Below are 17,032 nucleotides of genomic sequence, written 5' to 3'. Positions count from 1 at the left end.
CGGACGCCCTACGCGTCGTCGAAGTCGCTGTCGTCCTCGCGCAGTCTGCGCCAGAGCCGGGTGCGGTGGAGCACGTAGAGGGCCGCGAGCAGGAAGAGCACCTGCAAGCCCACCGCGAGCAGCCAGAAGACGGCCCGGCTCTCCAGTTCGTCCGTCAGGTAGGCGAAGTTCATGCCGAAGAACCCCGTCAGGAAGGTCAGCGGCAGGAAGATCGTCGACACCACCGCCAGCCGGTTGATCACGCCGTTCTGGTCGCCCGACACCAGGGAGGAATAGCTGCCGAAGGCCCGCCGGGCGCTCTCCTGGAGGGACTCGATGTCCGTGAGCACCAGATTCGCGGTGCGCCGGTACTCGCGGACGAGCTGCTGGCGCTCCTGGTGGAAGCCGCGGTTCATCACCCGGCGCGTGACGGTCTCCTCCGCCACCCGGTGGTAGGGGAGAAGGGTGTGGTGCAGCAGGGCCGCGGTGCGCCGCAGCCGTGCCAGGCGGTAGAGCTGCTCGGGCTCGCGCCGGCGGAACATGGCGTCCTCCAGGTCCTCCACCTCCAGGAGGGCTTGGACGGCGGCCCGTCGATAGGTCTCCATGGCCTCGTCCAGCAGCAGGAACAGCATGGCCACGGAGTCCGGCGGGCTCTCGCGCGGGAACCGGGCCGTCACGTCCCCGATCAGCGGGGCCGGCCCCCGGTGCACCGTGAGGAGGTACCGCTCGGTCACCAGGGCGTGGACGTGGACGACCCGGTCCGCGTCGACCGCGGGCACGACGAACGCGCCGTTGTCCCCGAAGATCTCCGCCCGGGCCGATTCCTCCTTGCGCCCGAGCCAAGTCACCTCCTCGGCATCGAGGCCCAGCAGGTGGGCGAGCGACGGTTCTCCGGGCGCGCTGTCCTCGGGCAGTTCCACGTCCACGAACAGGAAGCGGGACGTGGCGAGACGCTCGCGTGCCTGCGACACGGAGCCGCGGGTCAGGATGCCCTCCGGCATGGACATCATCGATACGATCATCGTCCCTCGCCGTAGGTCATCCGGTGCCGTGGCTCCCAGCCTCTGCGGCGCGGGACCCCGCGCAACCGCGGTGACGCATTCGCCCGGCAACGGGCCCTCGAACAGGTGAGGCGGGGGCGTCCCCGGCGAAGATTTGCCTCAGAGGCAAGTAGGTTTGCCAGTCAGGCAAGAGTCTGGCTCAATCGGGGTATGACACCCGGATCCGACACCGGCCCCGAAGGCGCGGCCGGTCCCGACGAACCGGCGGACGAGCTGACCGCCGTCGCCCCGCAGCTGCGGGACCTGCGCCGCCGTGCCGGACTCACCCTGGAGGCCGCCGCCGCACGGGCCCGGCTCTCACCGGCCCACCTGTCCCGCCTGGAGACCGGCCGGCGCCAGCCCTCGCTGCCGCTCCTGCTCGGACTCGCCCGCACCTACGGTACGACCGTCTCCGAGCTGCTCGGCGAGACACCCGCCGTCGCGGATCCCATCGTACGGGCCGGCGGTCCGGGTGCCCGCGAGGCCGACGGCTGGACGTACTGGCAGGCCGGCGGCTCCGGCCGGGGCATGCAGGCGCTGCGCGTGCACGTGCCTCACGGTCGCAGCCAGGGCGAGCTGGTCCGCGTACACCCCGGCGAGGAATGGCTGTACGTCCTGGAAGGGCGGCTGCGGCTGCACCTGGGAGAGGCCGAACACCTGCTGGAGCCCGGGGACAGCGCGCACTTCGACTCGCTCACACCGCACCGGATCGGCGCGGCCTCCTCGGGCGGGGCCGACCTGCTCTTCGTCCACACCCTGCTGCAGAGCAGCCTCGCCGGGCTGTGCCTCGGCGGTGCCACCACGGCCGCGCCCACCGCGCCCACCACGCCCACGACCTCGCACCACCGATAGCGGAGGAGCCGCACCCATGTCCCGAGCCGAGAAGCCCGCGCCCGCGCCCGCGTCCACGACCACGACCGCGACCGTGCCCGCGACCATACGGGCCCGCTTCGAATCCAAGTTCCCGCGCGGCCTGATCATCCGGCTGATCGCCTACTTGTTCGTGGGTCATCTCTTCGCCTTCTTCGTCTACCTCCTCTTCGTCCTGGGAGGCCAGAACCAGTAGCGGGAGAAGACGGGCGAGTTCAGGCCGCGCGACTCTGGCAACGTCAAGGACCTGTGGCTACCCTCCGCGCATGATTTCCACGGTTGTCTGGGGTACCGGCAACGTGGGCCGTCTGGCGATCCGTGCCGTCGAGGCCCATCCCGCGCTCCAACTCTGCGCAGTCATCGTCCACAATCCAGCCAAGGTCGGCCGCGACGCGGGAGAACTCGGCGGGCTCGACCGCCTGTTGGGCGTCGAGGCCACCGACGACATCGAAGCCGTACTCGCCGCCCGCCCCCAGGCAGTGGTGTACGCCGCGTCCGGAGACATCCGGCCCGACGAGGCACTCGCCGACATCACCCGCGCCGTCCGGTCCGGCGCGGTCGTCGTCAGCCCGGCCCTGTACCCGCTCTACGACCACCGCAGCGCCCCGCCCGAGTTCCGCGACCCGGTGCTCGCCGCCGTCGCGGAGGGCGGCGGCTCGCTCTTCGCCTCCGGCGTCGACCCCGGGTGGGGCAACGACGTACTCCCACTCCTGCTCAGCGGGCTCGGCACCACCATCGACGTCATCCGCTGCCAGGAGATCTTCGACTACTCCACCTACGACCAGCCGGACTCCGTCCGCCACCTCGTCGGCATGGGCCGGCCCATGGACCACGAGCCGATGATGCTCATGCCCTCGATCCCCACCATGGTCTGGGGCGGGCAGATACGGATGATGGCCCGCGCGCTCGGGGTCGAACTCGACGAGATCCGCGAGACGTCGGACCGCCGCGCGCTCGACACCACGGTGACCACCAGGACCATGGGCGCGTTCGAGGCCGGCACCCAGGGCGCCATCCGCTTCGAGGTGCAGGGCATCGTCGAGGGCGAGCCCCGCATCGTCATCGAGCACGTCACCCGCATCCACGCCTCGTGCGCACCGGACTGGCCCATGCCGCCCGACGGCGGCGACGGCGCCCACCGGGTCGTCATCGAGGGCCGCCCGCGCATCGAGGTCACCATCGAGGCCACGGACGAGGGCGAGAACCGCTCGGCGGGCGGCAACGCGACCGCCGTCGGCCGCCTCGTCGGCGCCATCGACTGGCTCGTCGAGGCGGAACCCGGACTCTACGACGCCCTCGACATCCCGCTGCGCCCCGCCATCGGCAGACTCGGAAGGAAACAGTCATGAGGATCGACATCCCCGAAGGCCAGCACCCCATCGAGTACGTCTGGGGCGACATGGTCCCCGGCATCGGCATGGCCGCCGCGAACTTCTCCCTGTCGGTGTACGCCCACACCACCCTGGGGCTGCGCGAGTTCGAGGCCGCCCGGCTGCGCGTCGCGCAGATCAACGGGTGCGTCTTCTGCCTGGACTGGCGGACCGAGCGGGACGGGGAGAAGGTCGAGGAGGAGTTCTCCGACGCGGTCACCGCGTGGCGTACGACCGACGCGTTCGACGAGCGCACCCGGCTGGCGGCGGAGTACGCCGAGCGGTACACCCTCGACCACCACGGGCTCGACGAGGAGTTCTGGGACCGGATGACCGCGCACTACAGCCAGCTGGAGATCGTGGAGCTGACGATGAGCATCGGGTCCTGGCTGGCCTTCGGCCGGCTCAACCACGTGCTCGGCCTGGACAGTGTCTGCGTGCTGCCGGGGCACTGAGCGGCGGCGGGGCGCGGCACACAGCCAAAAGGGGCCGTTCGGGAGATCCGAACGGCCCCGGCCGCTGGGGGGAGGACGCGGCTCTACGGAAGGTCGGTGGCGATGATCTTCTCTATGTTGCGTTCGGCGAGTGCCGTGATGGTGACGAAGGGATTCACGCTCGCGTTGCCGGGGATGAGCGCGCCGTCGATCACGTACAGGCCGGTGTAGCCGTGCAGGCGCCCGTAGTTGTCGGTCGCCTTGTTCAGGACCGCGCCGCCGAGCGGGTGGTAGGTGAGGGTGTCGTTCCAGATCTTGTTCCCACCGAACAGGTCGGTCCGGTAGATCGTGCCCTCCTTCGAGTTGATCTTGTCGAAGATCGTCTTGGCCATGGAGATGGACGGCTGCTTCCAGGCGGTCTGCCAGCTCAGCTCGGCCGTGCCCGTCGCCGCATTCCAGGTGAACTCGGCGCGGTTCGGGTTCTTGGTGATCGACAGGTAGAACGAGGCGTACGTCTCGATCCCGGTGGGGAGCGGTGCGACCTCGGCGAACGCGCCGCCCGCGTCCCAGTTGTCGATGCCCGAACAGGGGATGGTCGACTGGAGCTTGCCGGTCGGGTCCCACAGGTGGTTGGCGCGGCCGCACATGACGTTGCCGTTCTCGCCCCAGCCCTTGCCGACCTCGCCGTTGAGGTTCGGCAGCGCTCCGGTGGCCTTCAGCTTGACCAGGAGCTTGCTGGTGCCGACGCTGCCGGCCGCGAAGAAGACCCGGTCCGCGGTCACCGTCTTGGTGGCCACGGTGTCACCGGTGGTGTTGATCTGGTCGATGGTGACCGTGTAGCCGCCTCCCGCCGCCGGGGAGACCGAAGTCACCTTGTGCAGCGCGGAGATGGCGACCCGGCCGGTGGCCTTCGCCTGTGCGAGGTAGGTCTGGACGAGCGACTTCTTGCCGGCGTTGTTGCCGTAGAGGATCTCGCCGGCCAGGGCCGACTTGGTGGCGGTGCCGGCGGCCTCCCGCTTCATGTAGTCCCAGTCGTACACGTCGGGTACGAAGGTCCAGGCGAAGCCGGAGCGCTGGGCGTGCTTGCGGCCGACGCGCGAGAACTGGTAGCAGTCGGCGGTGTCGAACCAGGCCGGGTCGATCATGCCGACCCCGAGACCGGCGTTGGCCCTCGGGTAGTAGGTGGCGTACATCTCGTCGGCGTCCACCGAGGGGAGGACGGCGGCGAAGTTCGCGCGCTTGGGCGTGACCGCCATGCCGCCGTTGACCAGCGAGCCGCCGCCGACCCCGCGGCCCTGGTAGACCGTGATGCCTGCGAAGTCCTCGGCGTCCAGGATCCCGGTGTACTTCGGGACGTCCTTGTCGATCGGGAAGCCGAGGAAGTTGCTCAGCGGCGCCTTGGTCCGGGTGCGCAGCCAGAAGGACCGGTAGTCCGGGCTGGTCACCTTGGGGAAGATCTTGCCGTCCGGGCCCGGCGTGTCCCAGGACATGCCCATCTCGATCATCTGCACGTCCACACCGGCCTGCGCCAGCCGCAGGGCCGCCACCGATCCGCCGTAGCCGGTGCCGATGACCAGGGCCGGTACGCGGGCACCGTCGGAGATCGGGCCGGGTGGGGCGGCCGCCTGGGCCGGGGTGATGTGGCCCGCCAGGGCCAGGGCCCCGATAACAGAACCTGTTCTACCGAGAAATCCGCGACGGGAGATCCCGTTCGAGCTCTTTCTGGACAGGGGTTTATCGCTCATGTGACGTTCCTCACTCGGTGACAGAATGGGAACGAGTTCTACTGCTGCCCGCGTGTGAAGTCACTACATACGTCTAGGTAACTTTCGGTCGATCACGTGACAGGGGGAACGGCATCCGGGCGCCGGACCCAGCCCCAGACCAGCAGCGACGCGACCGCCGCGAAGGCGCACCAGGTGGAGGCGAATTCCAGCCGCCACAGCGCTGAGCAGGCCGGCGCCCCCACCGCCAGCACCACACCGAGGGTCCCGAGCCGCCGGTCGCCCCCGAGCAGCAGGGAGCCGAGAGTGGCGAACAGGTAGCCCGTCAGCACCAGCGGCATCCACGGAACATTCACGCCGTAGCCGATGGTGTGGCCCCGGATCTCGGCGGTCACCGGCCGGGTCGCGAGGCAGTACGAGAGCACCGCGGCGGTGGCCAGACCCGCGGCCATGGGCCCCCACAGGCGGCGCCGGGCGTCGGGCGCGGCCGCCAGCAGGACTCCGGCCGGCACCCAGAGCACCAGCAGCGGAAGGGCGACCACCGCCCAGGCCGTGGCGGCCGGGGAACAGCCGCCGCCCGTGCCCCAGACGGCGGCCTCCATCAGCTGGTGCGCGCCCAGCAGCAGCGGCAGCGCGGCGACCGGCAGGTCGCGCGCCCGCCGTACCCGCGCCAGGCACACGATCCCGGCGGCGGAGATGGCCGTGCCCGCCACCAGATCGGCCGTCGCGCTCCAGCACACGGGATCAGCCGGACTCCTCACGGGGTTCGAGCGGCGGGGCCGTCACCGCGCAGTACGTATGACACTGGGGATGGCACGCCTCGGGCACGGGGGAGCGTACGGTCGCCCAGGACAGGGCGGCGCCGGCCACGAAGGCCCCGGTGCACCAGAGCATGGCCCGCCCGAAAGCGGCGTCGAACTGGGTCGCCGAACGGTACGACTCCGGCCCCATTCCGGACAGCAGCGGCAGCGCCGCCACCGCGAGCAGCCCGGCGACGCGCGCCGCCGCGTTGTTGATGCCGCTGGCCAGGCCCGCCCGGCCGGGATCCACCGAGGCGAGCACGGTCGAGGTCAGCGGGGCCACCAGGGCCACGAGGCCCATGCCCATGACGGCCATCGCGGGCAGCACGTCCCGTACGTACGAGGCCGCGGGCCCCACCCGCAGCATCAGCAGCGTTCCGCCCGCGCAGAGCAGCGGCCCCACCGTGAGCGGGATGCGCGGCCCGATCCGCTCCCCGAGCTCACCCGAGCGGGCCGACAGGAGGAGCATCAGGAGGGTCGTCGGCAGCATGGAGGCCCCGGCGGCCAGCGCCGAGTACCCGGACACCACCTGGAGCTGGAGCACCGCGAGGAAGAAGAACCCGCCGATGGCCCCGTACACGCACAGGGTGACCAGGTTGACCGCGGTGAACAGCCGGGACGCGAAGATGTCCGGCGGCACCATCGGATCGGGCCGCCGCCGCTCCACGTAGACGAAGGCGATGCCCAGCAGGACCCCGAGCACGGCCGCGACGATCACCGCCGGCGCGCCCGACCGGGCTTCGATCAGCGCGTAGGTGACCAGCCCCAGGGCGCTCGCGCCGAGCGCCGCCCCGGCCACGTCGAACCGCCCGTGCGCCTGCGGGTCCCGCGACTCCGGTACGTGCCGCAGCGCGACCGGCACGCACACCGCGGCCAGCGGGACGTTCAGCAGGAACACCCACCGCCAGCCCGGCCCGTCCACCAGCCAGCCGCCGAGGAACGGTCCCACGGCCGCGCCCACCCCGCCGAGCCCCGACCACAGGCCGATGGCCCGCCCCCGGTCATCGGCGCGGATGGACGCCTGGATCAGGGCCAGGGAGCCGGGCGCCAGCAGCGCCCCGCCGATGCCCTGCAGGGCCCGCGCGGCGATCAGCACCCCGGCGTTCGGCGCGATGCCGCACAGCAGCGAGCCGATCGCGAACCACACCACGCCGAGCACGAAGATCCGGCGCCGCCCGAAGCGGTCGCTCAGCGACCCGCCGACCAGGATCAGCCCGGCCAGGGTCAGCAGATAGGCGTTCACCGTCCACTGGAGCACCGCCAGGTCGGCGTCGAGATCCTCCCCGATGCGCGGCAGCGCCACGTTCACCACGGTCCCGTCCAGCATGGCCATGGTCGACCCGAGCACGGTGGTCAGCAGGATCCACCGGCCACGCGCGGACGCGATCGGGACACCGGCTCCGGACGGCACGGCGGGCGCAGTCATGTCTTCAGGCTGGCCCGCGCGGCCGGTACGGGCCACCGGGGCGAGCTGCAGGACGGCCGAAAAGCCCCCCTTGTAATGAGCATGACGCCTCCTTCACCATGACCCGCGCACGTCACGCGCACCCTTCCCGCACAACCCGCACACGGCGTACGAGGAGACAACACGTGGCCCAACGCGACAACCGGTCCCCACGAGCCTTACGGCCCACAAGGTCGGCAAGGCCCGCACGGTCCTTACGCACGGCGCTCGCCGCCCTCACCTCGGTCCTGCTCCTGCCGATCGGCGCGGGCGTCGCCGCGGCCGCGCCGGACCCCGGCCCCGCCGCCCCGACCGCGGCCGAGCGCAAGATCGAGCCCAAGCTCCGCGCCCAGCTCGACGAGTCCGCCAAGGCGGCCTTCTGGGTCTACCTCGACAGCGCCGCCGACCTCACCGCCGCGGGGAAGCAGCAGACCCGCGCCGCCAAGGCTGAAACGGTTCTGCGGATCAAGAAGGACCACGCCGCGCGCAGCCAGGCCGAGGTCGTCAAGGCCCTGCAGGGCGCCGGCGCCGAGTACACCTCGTACTGGATCGTGAACGCCGTGCGCGTCGTCGGCAGCCAGAAGCTCGCCGGGACCCTCGCCCAGCGCCCCGAGGTCGCCCGGATCGACGCCGACGACAAGGTCGCCCTCCCCAAGCCCACCGAGGGCAAGCGGGAGAAGGCCGTCGCCGACGCCATCGAGTGGAACATCGACCGGATCAAGGCCCCGCAGGTCTGGGACCAGGTCGGGGTGCGCGGCGAGGGCATCGTCGTCGCCAACATCGACAGCGGCGTGGACTACACCCACCCGGCCGTGAACAACCAGTACCGCGGCAAGAAGGCGGACGGCACCTACGACCACGCCTACAACTGGTTCGACCCCGCGGGCGTGTGCACCACCGCGGCACCCTGCGACAACAACGACCACGGCACCCACACGATGGGCACGATGGTCGGCGACGACGGCGGCGCCAACAAGATCGGCGTGGCCCCCGGCGCCAAGTGGATCGCGGCCAAGGGCTGCGAGTCGAACTCCTGCTCCGAGGCCTCCCTCCTCGCCTCGGGCCAGTGGATCGTCGCCCCGACCGATCCGAGCGGCCAGAACCCGCGCCCCGACCTCGCCCCGCACATCGTCAACAACTCCTGGGGCGGGAGCGGCGGCGACACCTGGTACCAGCAGATCGTCGACACCTGGCGGGCCGCCGGCATCTTCCCGGCCTTCTCCAACGGCAACGCCGGCCCGAGCTGCAACACCGCCGGCTCGCCCGGCGACTACGCCAGCTCCTACAGCTCCGGCGCCTTCGACATCAACAACGCCATCGCGTCCTTCTCCTCGCGCGGCGCCGGCCCCGGCGGCATCGTCAAGCCGAACATCGCCGCCCCCGGCGTGAACGTCCGCTCCTCCGTCCCCGGCGGCGGGTACGAGGCCTTCTCCGGCACCTCGATGGCCTCACCGCACACCGCGGCCGCCGTCGCCCTGCTCTGGTCCGCCGCACCCGCCCTGGAGGGCGACATCGCGCAGACCGAGTCGCTCCTGGACGGCACCGCCCTGGACACCGACAGCAGCCAGTGCGGCGGCAACGCCGCCGACAACAACGTCTTCGGTGAAGGCCGCCTCGACGTCCTCGCCGCCGTGACCGCCGCCCCGCGCGGCGCCATCGGCGCGCTCGGCGGCACCGTGCGCTCCGGCGACCAGCCCGTCGCGGGCGTGAAGATCACCGCCGACGGCCCGATCGACCGTACGACCACCACCGCGGCCGACGGCAGCTACCGCTTCGCCTCCCTCTCGGTCGGCGACTACACCCTGACCGCCGCCAAGTTCGGCTACGGACAGCAGACCGCGACGGCCACGGTGACCGAGAACGGCACCGCCACCGGCGACTTCACCCTCACCCAGGCGGCCTCCGGCAAGCTCACCGGCACCGTCTCCTCGGCCGCCGGCCCCGCCGCGGGCGCCACCGTCACCATCGCGGACACTCCGGTCACCGCGACCGCCGACGCCCAGGGCCGCTTCGAGGTCACCCTGCCGCACGGCACGTACGACGTGAACGCCACCCACGCCTCCCGCTGCGTCACCGGCGGCACGGCCAAGGTCACCGTCGCCGGCGACACCACCGTCGCGGTGAACCTGCCCGAACGCACCGACGGCTACGGCTACGCCTGCGCCGCCGCGGGCGACCGCCCGTACACCGAGGGCACCCGCCAGCTCGCGCTCACCGGTGACAACACCACCGAGCGCGTCGACCTGCCCTTCCCGCTGCCCCTGTACGGCAAGACGTACGGCCAGGCCTGGATCGGCACCAACGGCACCGTCAGCTTCGGCGGCAACAACACCGGCGACATCAACGGGGACATCCCGAGCACGGCCACGCCCAACGCGGCCCTGTACCCGTTCTGGGACGACCTCGTCGTCGGCGCCGCGGGCAGCGGCTCCGGCGTCTTCACCGGAGTCACCGGCACCGCTCCGCACCGCAGCTACGTGATCGAGTGGCGCCAGGTGTCCCACTGGTCGGCGCAGGCCGACAAGTTCTCCTTCTCGGCCACGATCGGCGAGGACGGCACCGTCTCCTACTCCTACAAGGGGACCGGCGGCACCGGCATCAAGGGCGGCTCCACGGCCACCGTCGGTGTGGAGAACGCGGCCGGCACCGACGCGTTCAAGTACTCCTTCAACACCGCGGTCATCACGGACGGCCTCTCGATCGCCTTCCGCACCACCAAGAGCGGTGTGGTGGCGGGCCGGGTGCTCGACGCCAACGACGGCAACGGCGTCGCGGGCGCCACGGTGACCGTCGGCACGGGTGACACGGCGGTGTCGGCGACCACGGCGGCGGACGGCGGATACGTCGTCCAGAGCCCGTCGGGCTCGCTCCCCGTCTCGCTGGCGGCACCCCAGTACGAGTCCGCCACGGCGACGGTGAACGTCAAGGCCGCCGACGTCACGGCGGTGACGCAGTCCCTGCGCACCGGAAAGGTGACGGCGTCCAAGCCGTCCGTGGAGGTCGTCCTCCCGGCGAACCAGCAGCGGACCCGGACCCTGGAGCTGACCAACCCGGGCCTCGGCACGGAGTTCACGGTCTCCGAAGACGCGACCTGGCTGACCGCCACACCGGCGACCGGCACCCTCGCGACCGGCGCGAAGACCCCGCTCACCCTTTCGGTCGACACGACCGGACTGACCCCGGGCGCGGTCCTCACCGCCGACCTGAAGATCACCTCGGCGAGCGGCCGGACCCCGGTGCTCTCCGTCCCGGTCAAGGTCGTCGTCCCGCGCTACCAGGTCGGCCTGGACGCGGGATCCGGCTACACCACCACGGACGGCCTGGGTGACGCCTGGTCCCCGGACCGCAAGTACACGCCCGGCTCGTACGGTTACCAGGGCAACAGCACCGTGGAGGCCACGGGCCGCACCATCGCCGGCACGGACGAGCAGCGGCTCTTCCGCAACGCCCGTGAGGGCATGTACGAGTACCGCTTCGACAACGTGCCGAACGGTACGTACACGGTGGAGCTCGGCTTCGCCGAACTTTCCTCCACCAAGCCCAACAAGCGCGTCTTCGACGTCCTGGCCGAGGGCACGCAGGTCCTGCCCTCCCTGGACATCTCCCTGGAGGCGGGCACCTACAAGGCCCTGACCCGTACGTACACGGTCACGGTCACGGACGGGGTCCTCAACGTCCGCTTCGTCACGCACAGCGGATTCGGCAAGCCCCTGCTGAACACCCTGCGGGTGACCGACCGCCCGGACAAGAGCTAGCCCGGCCGGTAGAACACGGGGCGGGGTGCCTGTGGGCGCCCCGCCCCTTCCTGCTCCCTCCTGCTCCTTCCCGCCCCTTCCCGCCGCGCGGGCATTCGGGTGGCGGCAGCCCGCACCTCGCGGCGGCCTGCCACCAGGGCGGCGCCCGGCTCGTTAACGTGGGCGACCATGACCTCCCTGTGCGACCAGGCCACCGCCGTCCGGGCCCTCGTGGAGTCCACCGACCCCGGGGCGGTGTGGGCCGTCGGCGGCCCCGAGGGCCCGCACGCGGGCTCGGACGGCGAGCACCCGGCCGACGCCGCCTTCGACGTGGACGGCCTTGCCGCCGTCCTCGTGCTCTGGCCGGTCATCGGCAGCCTCGTCGACGAGGGCGCGCTGCGGTTGCACACGCCGCTCGCCGCCTACGGGGACACGGCCGCGGAGGGCGTCCCCGCCGGGACCACCGCCCACCACCTCCTCACGCACCCGGGCGGGACCGCCGCCCTCATCTACCTCGCCCGCCTCGCCGAGCAGCTCTCCGGCAGCCCGCTCGCCGACCTCGCGGCCACCCGGGTCTGGCACCCCCTGGGGATGACCGGCACCCACTTCGCCGACGGCACCCTTCGCGCGCCCCTCGCTGACCTCGTCCGCTTCCTGTGCCGCCTCCTGGACCCGGCGGAGCCGTCGGCCCCGGCGGGCATCAGCCGCGCCTGGACCACCGAGTCGCTCCGGATCCGCACCGGTGAACTCACCCCCGCCCGCGGCCTGCTCTGGGACCCCGCCTCGCACGGGGTCTGGACCCACCACGCCCCGCAGGACGGCGGCGCGGCCCTCTGGATCTCCCCCCGGCACCGCTGCTGGGCGGTCCTCCTGCCGACCGCCGGGCGAGGCACGCCGCGCACCGCCTTCCGCGAAGCGGCCTTCGCTTCAACTACCCCTGAATGACGGTCTGTTGTGTGAGATCCTGAAGGCCGTCCCCAGGAGGTCGCGGCCCGTATGAAGCCCGTATGAAGAAGACCCGCCGGCGCGACCGGGACGTACCCGGGCCGACTTCCCCGTGGGACGAGATCGCACCGGGCCTGTGGATGGGCGGCCACTACTGGACCGATCCGGCCGGTGAACTGTGGCCCGTCGTCGTGGAGGACGAGTTCGACCTCGTCATCAGCCTCTTCACCCGGACCGGCCACGGCCCGGGACCACGGGCCGAGCACGTCGTGGCGGAGATGCCGGACGCCGAGCTCACCCCCGGCCAGCTCCACGACGTCCAGCGCCTGGCCCGCACCGCGGGACTGGCCCTCGACTCGGGCCTCACCACACTGGTCCGCTGCCACTCGGGCTACAACAGGTCCGGTCTCGTCGTCGCCCAGTGCCTCGTCGACCGGGGACTGACACCCGCCGAGGCCATCGCCCGTGTGCGCCGCGGCCGCTCGCCATGGGCCCTGCACAACGAGGCCTTCACCTCCTACCTCACCGCCGGGCTGGACATCGCGGCGCTGCTGGTCGGGCTGGACCCCTGACGAGGTCCTCGGGGCGCGGAGTGCGCAGGTGGGACGTACGGTGATGCCGTTGTCGCCGAGCGTTGTCGCTCCCGCCGCGGAGGTGCACGGATGCGTACGGTCCAAGGGGCCGCCCTCGACGGGCTCCGAGCCCGGGTACGGGCCCTCGCCGCCCGCCGCCGCCCCGAGCGAGCCGGTCGGTCACCCCGCGGTGAGGCACCGCTCGCGGACCGCGGGCCGGCCGTGCCCGGGCTGGGCGCGGGAGCCCCCGGCCGGCGGACGCCCGTAAAGCGATCGCTGCGGTACGCGGCCCCCGCCCCGGCCCAGGCCCCGGTCGGGCAAACCACCGCTCGGACGGCCCTCGCCGGCTTCGGGGTCCTGCTGCGCGGACTGACCCGGCCCCGCCCCGGCGAGGTGCGCACCTCCGCCGCCGCGCTGCGTGCCCTGCGCGCACGCCACGGGGACGCGCCCGCCCTGGTCCGCACCCGCTCCGGGCGGACCGTCCTCGTCCTCCTCGACGCGCAGGACCTGCGCCGCTTCTACGCCGAACCAGTCAGCCTCCTCGCGGCCGCCCCGCCGGACAAGTGCCGGGGCCTGAACCCCGAGGAGCCCGCCGACTCCGGCTGCTCCCGCAGCGAGCTCCGTGCGGAGCGACGCGAGGTCAGCGCCGAGGTGCTGGCCGCGGGCCGGCCCGTGCACCCCTCCTGCGGGACCTTCCTCGCGGCCCTCGCCGAGGAGGCCCGGCACCTGACCGCCCCCGCCTCCGGCGTTGTCACCCTCGACCTCGCCCGCGCCCGGTACGCCGTGCACCGCGCCGCCCGGCGGATCGTGCTCGGCGACGCGGCAGCCGCGGACGAGGAGCTGAGCGGATGGCTCACCCAGCTGCGCGCCGAGAGCAGGAGTTCGCGCGGTGGCCGGGCGCGCTCCCTGCGCTCCGTGCACGACAGGGCCCGCGCCCGCATCGAGGAGTACGCCGCCCGGGCCGGCGTCGACACCCTCGTCGGGCGGGCCGCCCGCCACGCCGATCCGGCCGGCACCTTCGACCCCGTCGGCCAGGCCCAGCACTGGCTGCTGGCCATGGACGCCGTCCCGGACACCCTGTTGCGCACCCTGCTCCTGCTCGGGGCGCACCCCGCGGAGCAGGACCTGGCCACGGCCGAGGCGGCCGCCGAAGCCGCCGCCGGTGCGGACCGGGGCGAACTGCCCCGGCTGCGGGCCTGCGTCCGGGAGTCCCTGCGGCTGTACCCGGTGGTGCCCGACCTGATCCGCGTCACCCGCGCCGAGACCGAATGGCGGGGCGTGCGCTACCCGGCCGGCACCTCGGTGCTGGTGCCCGCCGCGTTCCATCAGCGCGATCCCGAACGGGTACCGGCCGCGCACGTGTTCGTGCCCGGCCGGTGGAAGAACCCGGGAGCGGACCAGGACATCCGGATGGCGCCCTTCAGCCACGGCGGCGGCCGCTGCCCGGGCGACCAGCTCGGCCTGATGGCCACCGCCGCGCTCTGTGCCGAGGTGCTGCGCGGCCATCGGGTCACAGGCACCCGGCCGGTGCTGGACCCGGTGGGACCGCTCCCGGCGACGCTCGATCCGCAGGGCATCCGGCTCAGGCTCACCCGCCGCTGAGGGCGCGCCCCGGCGCCCGGCCCGGTCCCGGTCCCGTTCGTACCCGACCTCGTCCGACTCCGATCCGTCCCTGCCCGTCCCTGCGCGACCGGTCCGACCCAGCCCGCCCCGCCCGCCCCTGTCCGTCCCCGCCCGACCCTGTCCGTCCCCGAGCCCGCGCCGAACCCCCCGAGGATCACATGCCCGACGCCGCGACCTCCGCGTCCACCGCCCCGGACATCGACCTGCTCGACGCCCCGTGCCGCGCCCTCGCCGAGGCCGCCGACGCGGTCGGTGAGGCCGCCCGCTACGCCTCCGGCCTGGCGTTCGGCGCCCGGCTGCCCGCGGCCGCCCTCGCCCGGGGCGGCCGTACCCGGCTCGGCTGGCGCACCCTGCTGCGTACGCTCACCGACCCGTCGGGCCTCGGCTGGGCCCCGCGCGGCCGGGGGGTGGCCCGCGCCGGGAGGCTCGCCGGAATCCTGGCGGGCCGGGAGAGCCTTGCGATCAGCATCGCCGTCTGCGGGCTGAAGGCCCGGATCCGGGCCGCGAGCGCCGACCGCCCCGAACTGTTCGACGATCCCGGCGCGGCCGCCGTCCTGGGCGCCGTCGGAGCGGGCCGCCAGGGCGAGGCCGTCCGGCTGTTCCGCGCCATCATGCGCGAGCGCGGCGCCGGGCACGCCTTCGCGCTGCTGGCCCCGTCCTTCGCCGACATCCTCGCCTGGCACGCGCTGACCGACGCGAACCCCTTCAACGACCACGCCGGCTGGCAGGTCGCCACCGGCCGGGCCGAGACCGCCGAACCGGTCCTCGGGCTCGGCGCCGCCTTCTGGGCCTTCTGCGACCGGGGTCCTGCCCAGCCCGAAGGGCCAGCCACGACGGGGGCCGCGCCCACCCCCGGCCCGGCCCGCCGCCGGGTCACCGCCCGGCCGCCCCGGCCGGCGCCGCTGCCGCCGGACGGCGGTCTCGGCGGCCACGCGGCCGCGCTGCGCACGCACGCGGTCCGGCTGCGGGTCGCGGCCATGGCGCCGGGGTGGCAAGGCCAGGACACCGAGGCCCTGCGGGCCGAGGTCACCAGGCTCGCGGCGCGCTGCGCCACGGCGGCGGGCGGGCTCGCGCTGGCCGCCGCCCAGCTACAGGACCAGTGACAGCAGCAGCACGAGGCCCAGGCCGACCACCGAGATGATGGTCTCCATCACCGACCACGTCTTCAGGGTCTGGCCGACGGTCATCCCGAAGTACTCCTTGACCAGCCAGAAGCCGGCGTCGTTGACATGGCTGAAGAACAGCGAGCCGGCCCCGATGGCCAGGACCAGCAGTGCGGTCCCGGTGGTGGACATGTCCGCCGCGAGCGGAGCCACCAGCCCGGCCGCCGAAATGGTGGCCACCGTCGCCGACCCGGTGGCCAGACGGATGGCCACGGCGATCAGCCACGCCAGCAACAGGGTCGGCACGGCCCAGTTCTCGGACACGTCCAGGATCATCTGACCCACGCCGACGTCGATCAGTGTCTGCTTGAAGCCACCGCCCGCACCCACGATCAGCAGGATGCCCGCGATCGGGGCCAGGGACCTGTCCACCGTGGCCGAGATCCGGTCCCGGGTGAAGCCGGCCGCCCGGCCGAGGGTGAACATGCCCACCAGGACGGCCGCGAGCAGCGCGATCATCGGGGAGCCCGCGACATCGGTCACGCGCTGCACCGGGTCGGCGGGGTCGTCGACCACGATGTCGACGAAGGCCTTGACGAGCATCAGCGCCACCGGGAGCAGCACGGTGAACACCGTGGCCCCGAACCGGGGGCGGTGTTCCGACTCGGCCGAGGGGCGCTCCGTGATCATGAGCTCCGGTGCCGGGATGTCCACCCACCGCGCCGCGTAACGCGAGAACAGCGGCCCGGCGATGATCACGGTCGGGATGGCCACGAGCACCCCGAGTCCGAGGGTGACCCCGAGGTTCGCGTGGAGCGCGTCGATGGCGACGAGGGGTCCGGGATGCGGCGGAACCAGCCCGTGCATCACCGACAGGCCGGCCAGCGCCGGGATGCCGATCCGCATCAGGGAGTAGTTCCCCCGCTTGGCGACCAGCAGCACCACCGGGATCAGCAGCACGATGCCGACCTCGAAGAAGAGCGGCAGCCCGATCACCGAGGCGATCAGCACCATCGCCCACGGCATGGCCCGGCCCTTGGCGCGGGCGAGGATCGTGTCCACGATCTCGTCCGCGCCGCCCGAGTCCGCCAGCAGCTTGCCGAGGATCGCGCCGAGCGCGATCAGTACGCCCACGCCCGCGACCGTGGCGCCGAGTCCGGCGGTGAAGCCGGCGATCGTCTTGGCGGGCGGTGCGCCGGCGAAGACCCCGAGGGCCAGCGAGCCGATCGTCAGGGCCAGGAAGGCGTGGAGTTCGAAGCGGGTGATGAGCAGGACTATGACGGCTATGCCCGCGAGGACGGCTATCCCCAGCTGGGTGTTCCCGGCCGAGGTGATCGGTCCGGGGGCGGCCGCTGCCAGAGTCTCGACGCTGAGACCGGTCACGGTGGGGGATT

General features: G+C 72.8%; 14 protein-coding genes. 9 read left to right on the top strand and 5 right to left on the bottom strand.

The features are described from left to right. Positions 1-8: 8 nt before the first annotated feature. Positions 9-989, bottom strand: a complete 981-nt coding sequence (locus KO717_RS01620) for a magnesium transporter CorA family protein (protein WP_301363938.1) — start codon at positions 987-989, stop codon at positions 9-11. Positions 990-1,190: 201 nt separating this feature from the next. Here KO717_RS01620 and KO717_RS01615 point away from each other — a divergent pair, with 201 nt between their 5' ends. The 4 genes from KO717_RS01615 (at position 1,191) to KO717_RS01600 (ending at position 3,714) form a co-directional block, all read left to right on the top strand. Beyond that, positions 1,191-1,871, top strand: a complete 681-nt coding sequence (locus KO717_RS01615; RefSeq protein ID WP_301363937.1) for a helix-turn-helix domain-containing protein — start codon at positions 1,191-1,193, stop codon at positions 1,869-1,871. 16 nt (positions 1,872-1,887) lie between these two features. Then, positions 1,888-2,085, top strand: coding sequence for a DUF6126 family protein (locus tag KO717_RS01610; protein ID WP_301363936.1), 198 nt, complete (start codon positions 1,888-1,890; stop codon positions 2,083-2,085). 70 nt (positions 2,086-2,155) lie between these two features. Then, a complete protein-coding gene (locus KO717_RS01605) occupies positions 2,156-3,238 on the top strand; it encodes an NAD(P)H-dependent amine dehydrogenase family protein (protein ID WP_301363935.1) in 1,083 nt (360 codons plus the stop codon). Next, on the top strand, positions 3,235-3,714 hold the full coding sequence (locus KO717_RS01600) for a carboxymuconolactone decarboxylase family protein (protein WP_301363934.1): 480 nt from the start codon (positions 3,235-3,237) through the stop codon (positions 3,712-3,714). Before KO717_RS01605 ends, KO717_RS01600 begins: the two co-directional genes overlap by 4 nt. 83 nt (positions 3,715-3,797) lie before the next feature. Here KO717_RS01600 and KO717_RS01595 read toward each other — a convergent pair whose 3' ends face one another. The 3 genes from KO717_RS01595 to KO717_RS01585 all read right to left on the bottom strand — a co-directional run bounded on the left by KO717_RS01595 (position 3,798) and on the right by KO717_RS01585 (position 7,643). Then, positions 3,798-5,438: a GMC oxidoreductase gene (locus tag KO717_RS01595; protein WP_301363933.1), complete on the bottom strand. Its 1,641-nt coding sequence runs from the start codon at positions 5,436-5,438 to the stop codon at positions 3,798-3,800. Positions 5,439-5,530: 92 nt separating this feature from the next. After that, positions 5,531-6,157, bottom strand: a complete 627-nt coding sequence (locus KO717_RS01590) for a DUF6629 family protein (RefSeq protein WP_301363932.1) — start codon at positions 6,155-6,157, stop codon at positions 5,531-5,533. A gap of 4 nt (positions 6,158-6,161) precedes the next feature. After that, positions 6,162-7,643: an MFS transporter gene (locus KO717_RS01585; RefSeq protein WP_301363931.1), complete on the bottom strand. Its 1,482-nt coding sequence runs from the start codon at positions 7,641-7,643 to the stop codon at positions 6,162-6,164. A gap of 164 nt (positions 7,644-7,807) precedes the next feature. Here KO717_RS01585 and KO717_RS01580 point away from each other — a divergent pair, with 164 nt between their 5' ends. From KO717_RS01580 to KO717_RS01560, 5 genes are all read left to right on the top strand, one after another. Next, entirely contained in the window at positions 7,808-11,416 is a 3,609-nt protein-coding gene (locus KO717_RS01580; RefSeq protein ID WP_301363930.1) for a S8 family serine peptidase, read from the top strand. A gap of 168 nt (positions 11,417-11,584) precedes the next feature. After that, entirely contained in the window at positions 11,585-12,340 is a 756-nt protein-coding gene (locus tag KO717_RS01575) for a serine hydrolase (protein ID WP_301363929.1), read from the top strand. A 62-nt stretch (positions 12,341-12,402) separates the two neighbouring features. Beyond that, on the top strand, positions 12,403-12,912 hold the full coding sequence (locus KO717_RS01570; RefSeq protein ID WP_301363928.1) for a protein-tyrosine phosphatase family protein: 510 nt from the start codon (positions 12,403-12,405) through the stop codon (positions 12,910-12,912). A gap of 90 nt (positions 12,913-13,002) precedes the next feature. After that, complete coding sequence (locus KO717_RS01565) at positions 13,003-14,514, top strand: cytochrome P450 (RefSeq protein ID WP_301363927.1); 1,512 nt, start codon at positions 13,003-13,005, stop codon at positions 14,512-14,514. A 179-nt stretch (positions 14,515-14,693) separates the two neighbouring features. Continuing rightward, a complete protein-coding gene (locus KO717_RS01560) occupies positions 14,694-15,638 on the top strand; it encodes a hypothetical protein (protein WP_301363926.1) in 945 nt (314 codons plus the stop codon). Here the strand turns inward: KO717_RS01560 and KO717_RS01555 are convergent. Continuing rightward, a complete protein-coding gene (locus KO717_RS01555) occupies positions 15,624-17,021 on the bottom strand; it encodes a GntT/GntP/DsdX family permease (protein ID WP_301363925.1) in 1,398 nt (465 codons plus the stop codon). The two genes, KO717_RS01560 and KO717_RS01555, sit on opposite strands and share 15 nt — an antisense overlap. Between the last annotated feature and the right edge of the window lie 11 nt (positions 17,022-17,032).

Source organism: Streptomyces xanthophaeus, assembly GCF_030440515.1.
GTDB classification, from domain to species: domain Bacteria; phylum Actinomycetota; class Actinomycetes; order Streptomycetales; family Streptomycetaceae; genus Streptomyces; species Streptomyces kutzneri.
Note: the sequence above shows the minus strand (reverse complement) of the source record. Positions and strands in the feature narration are given on the sequence as shown.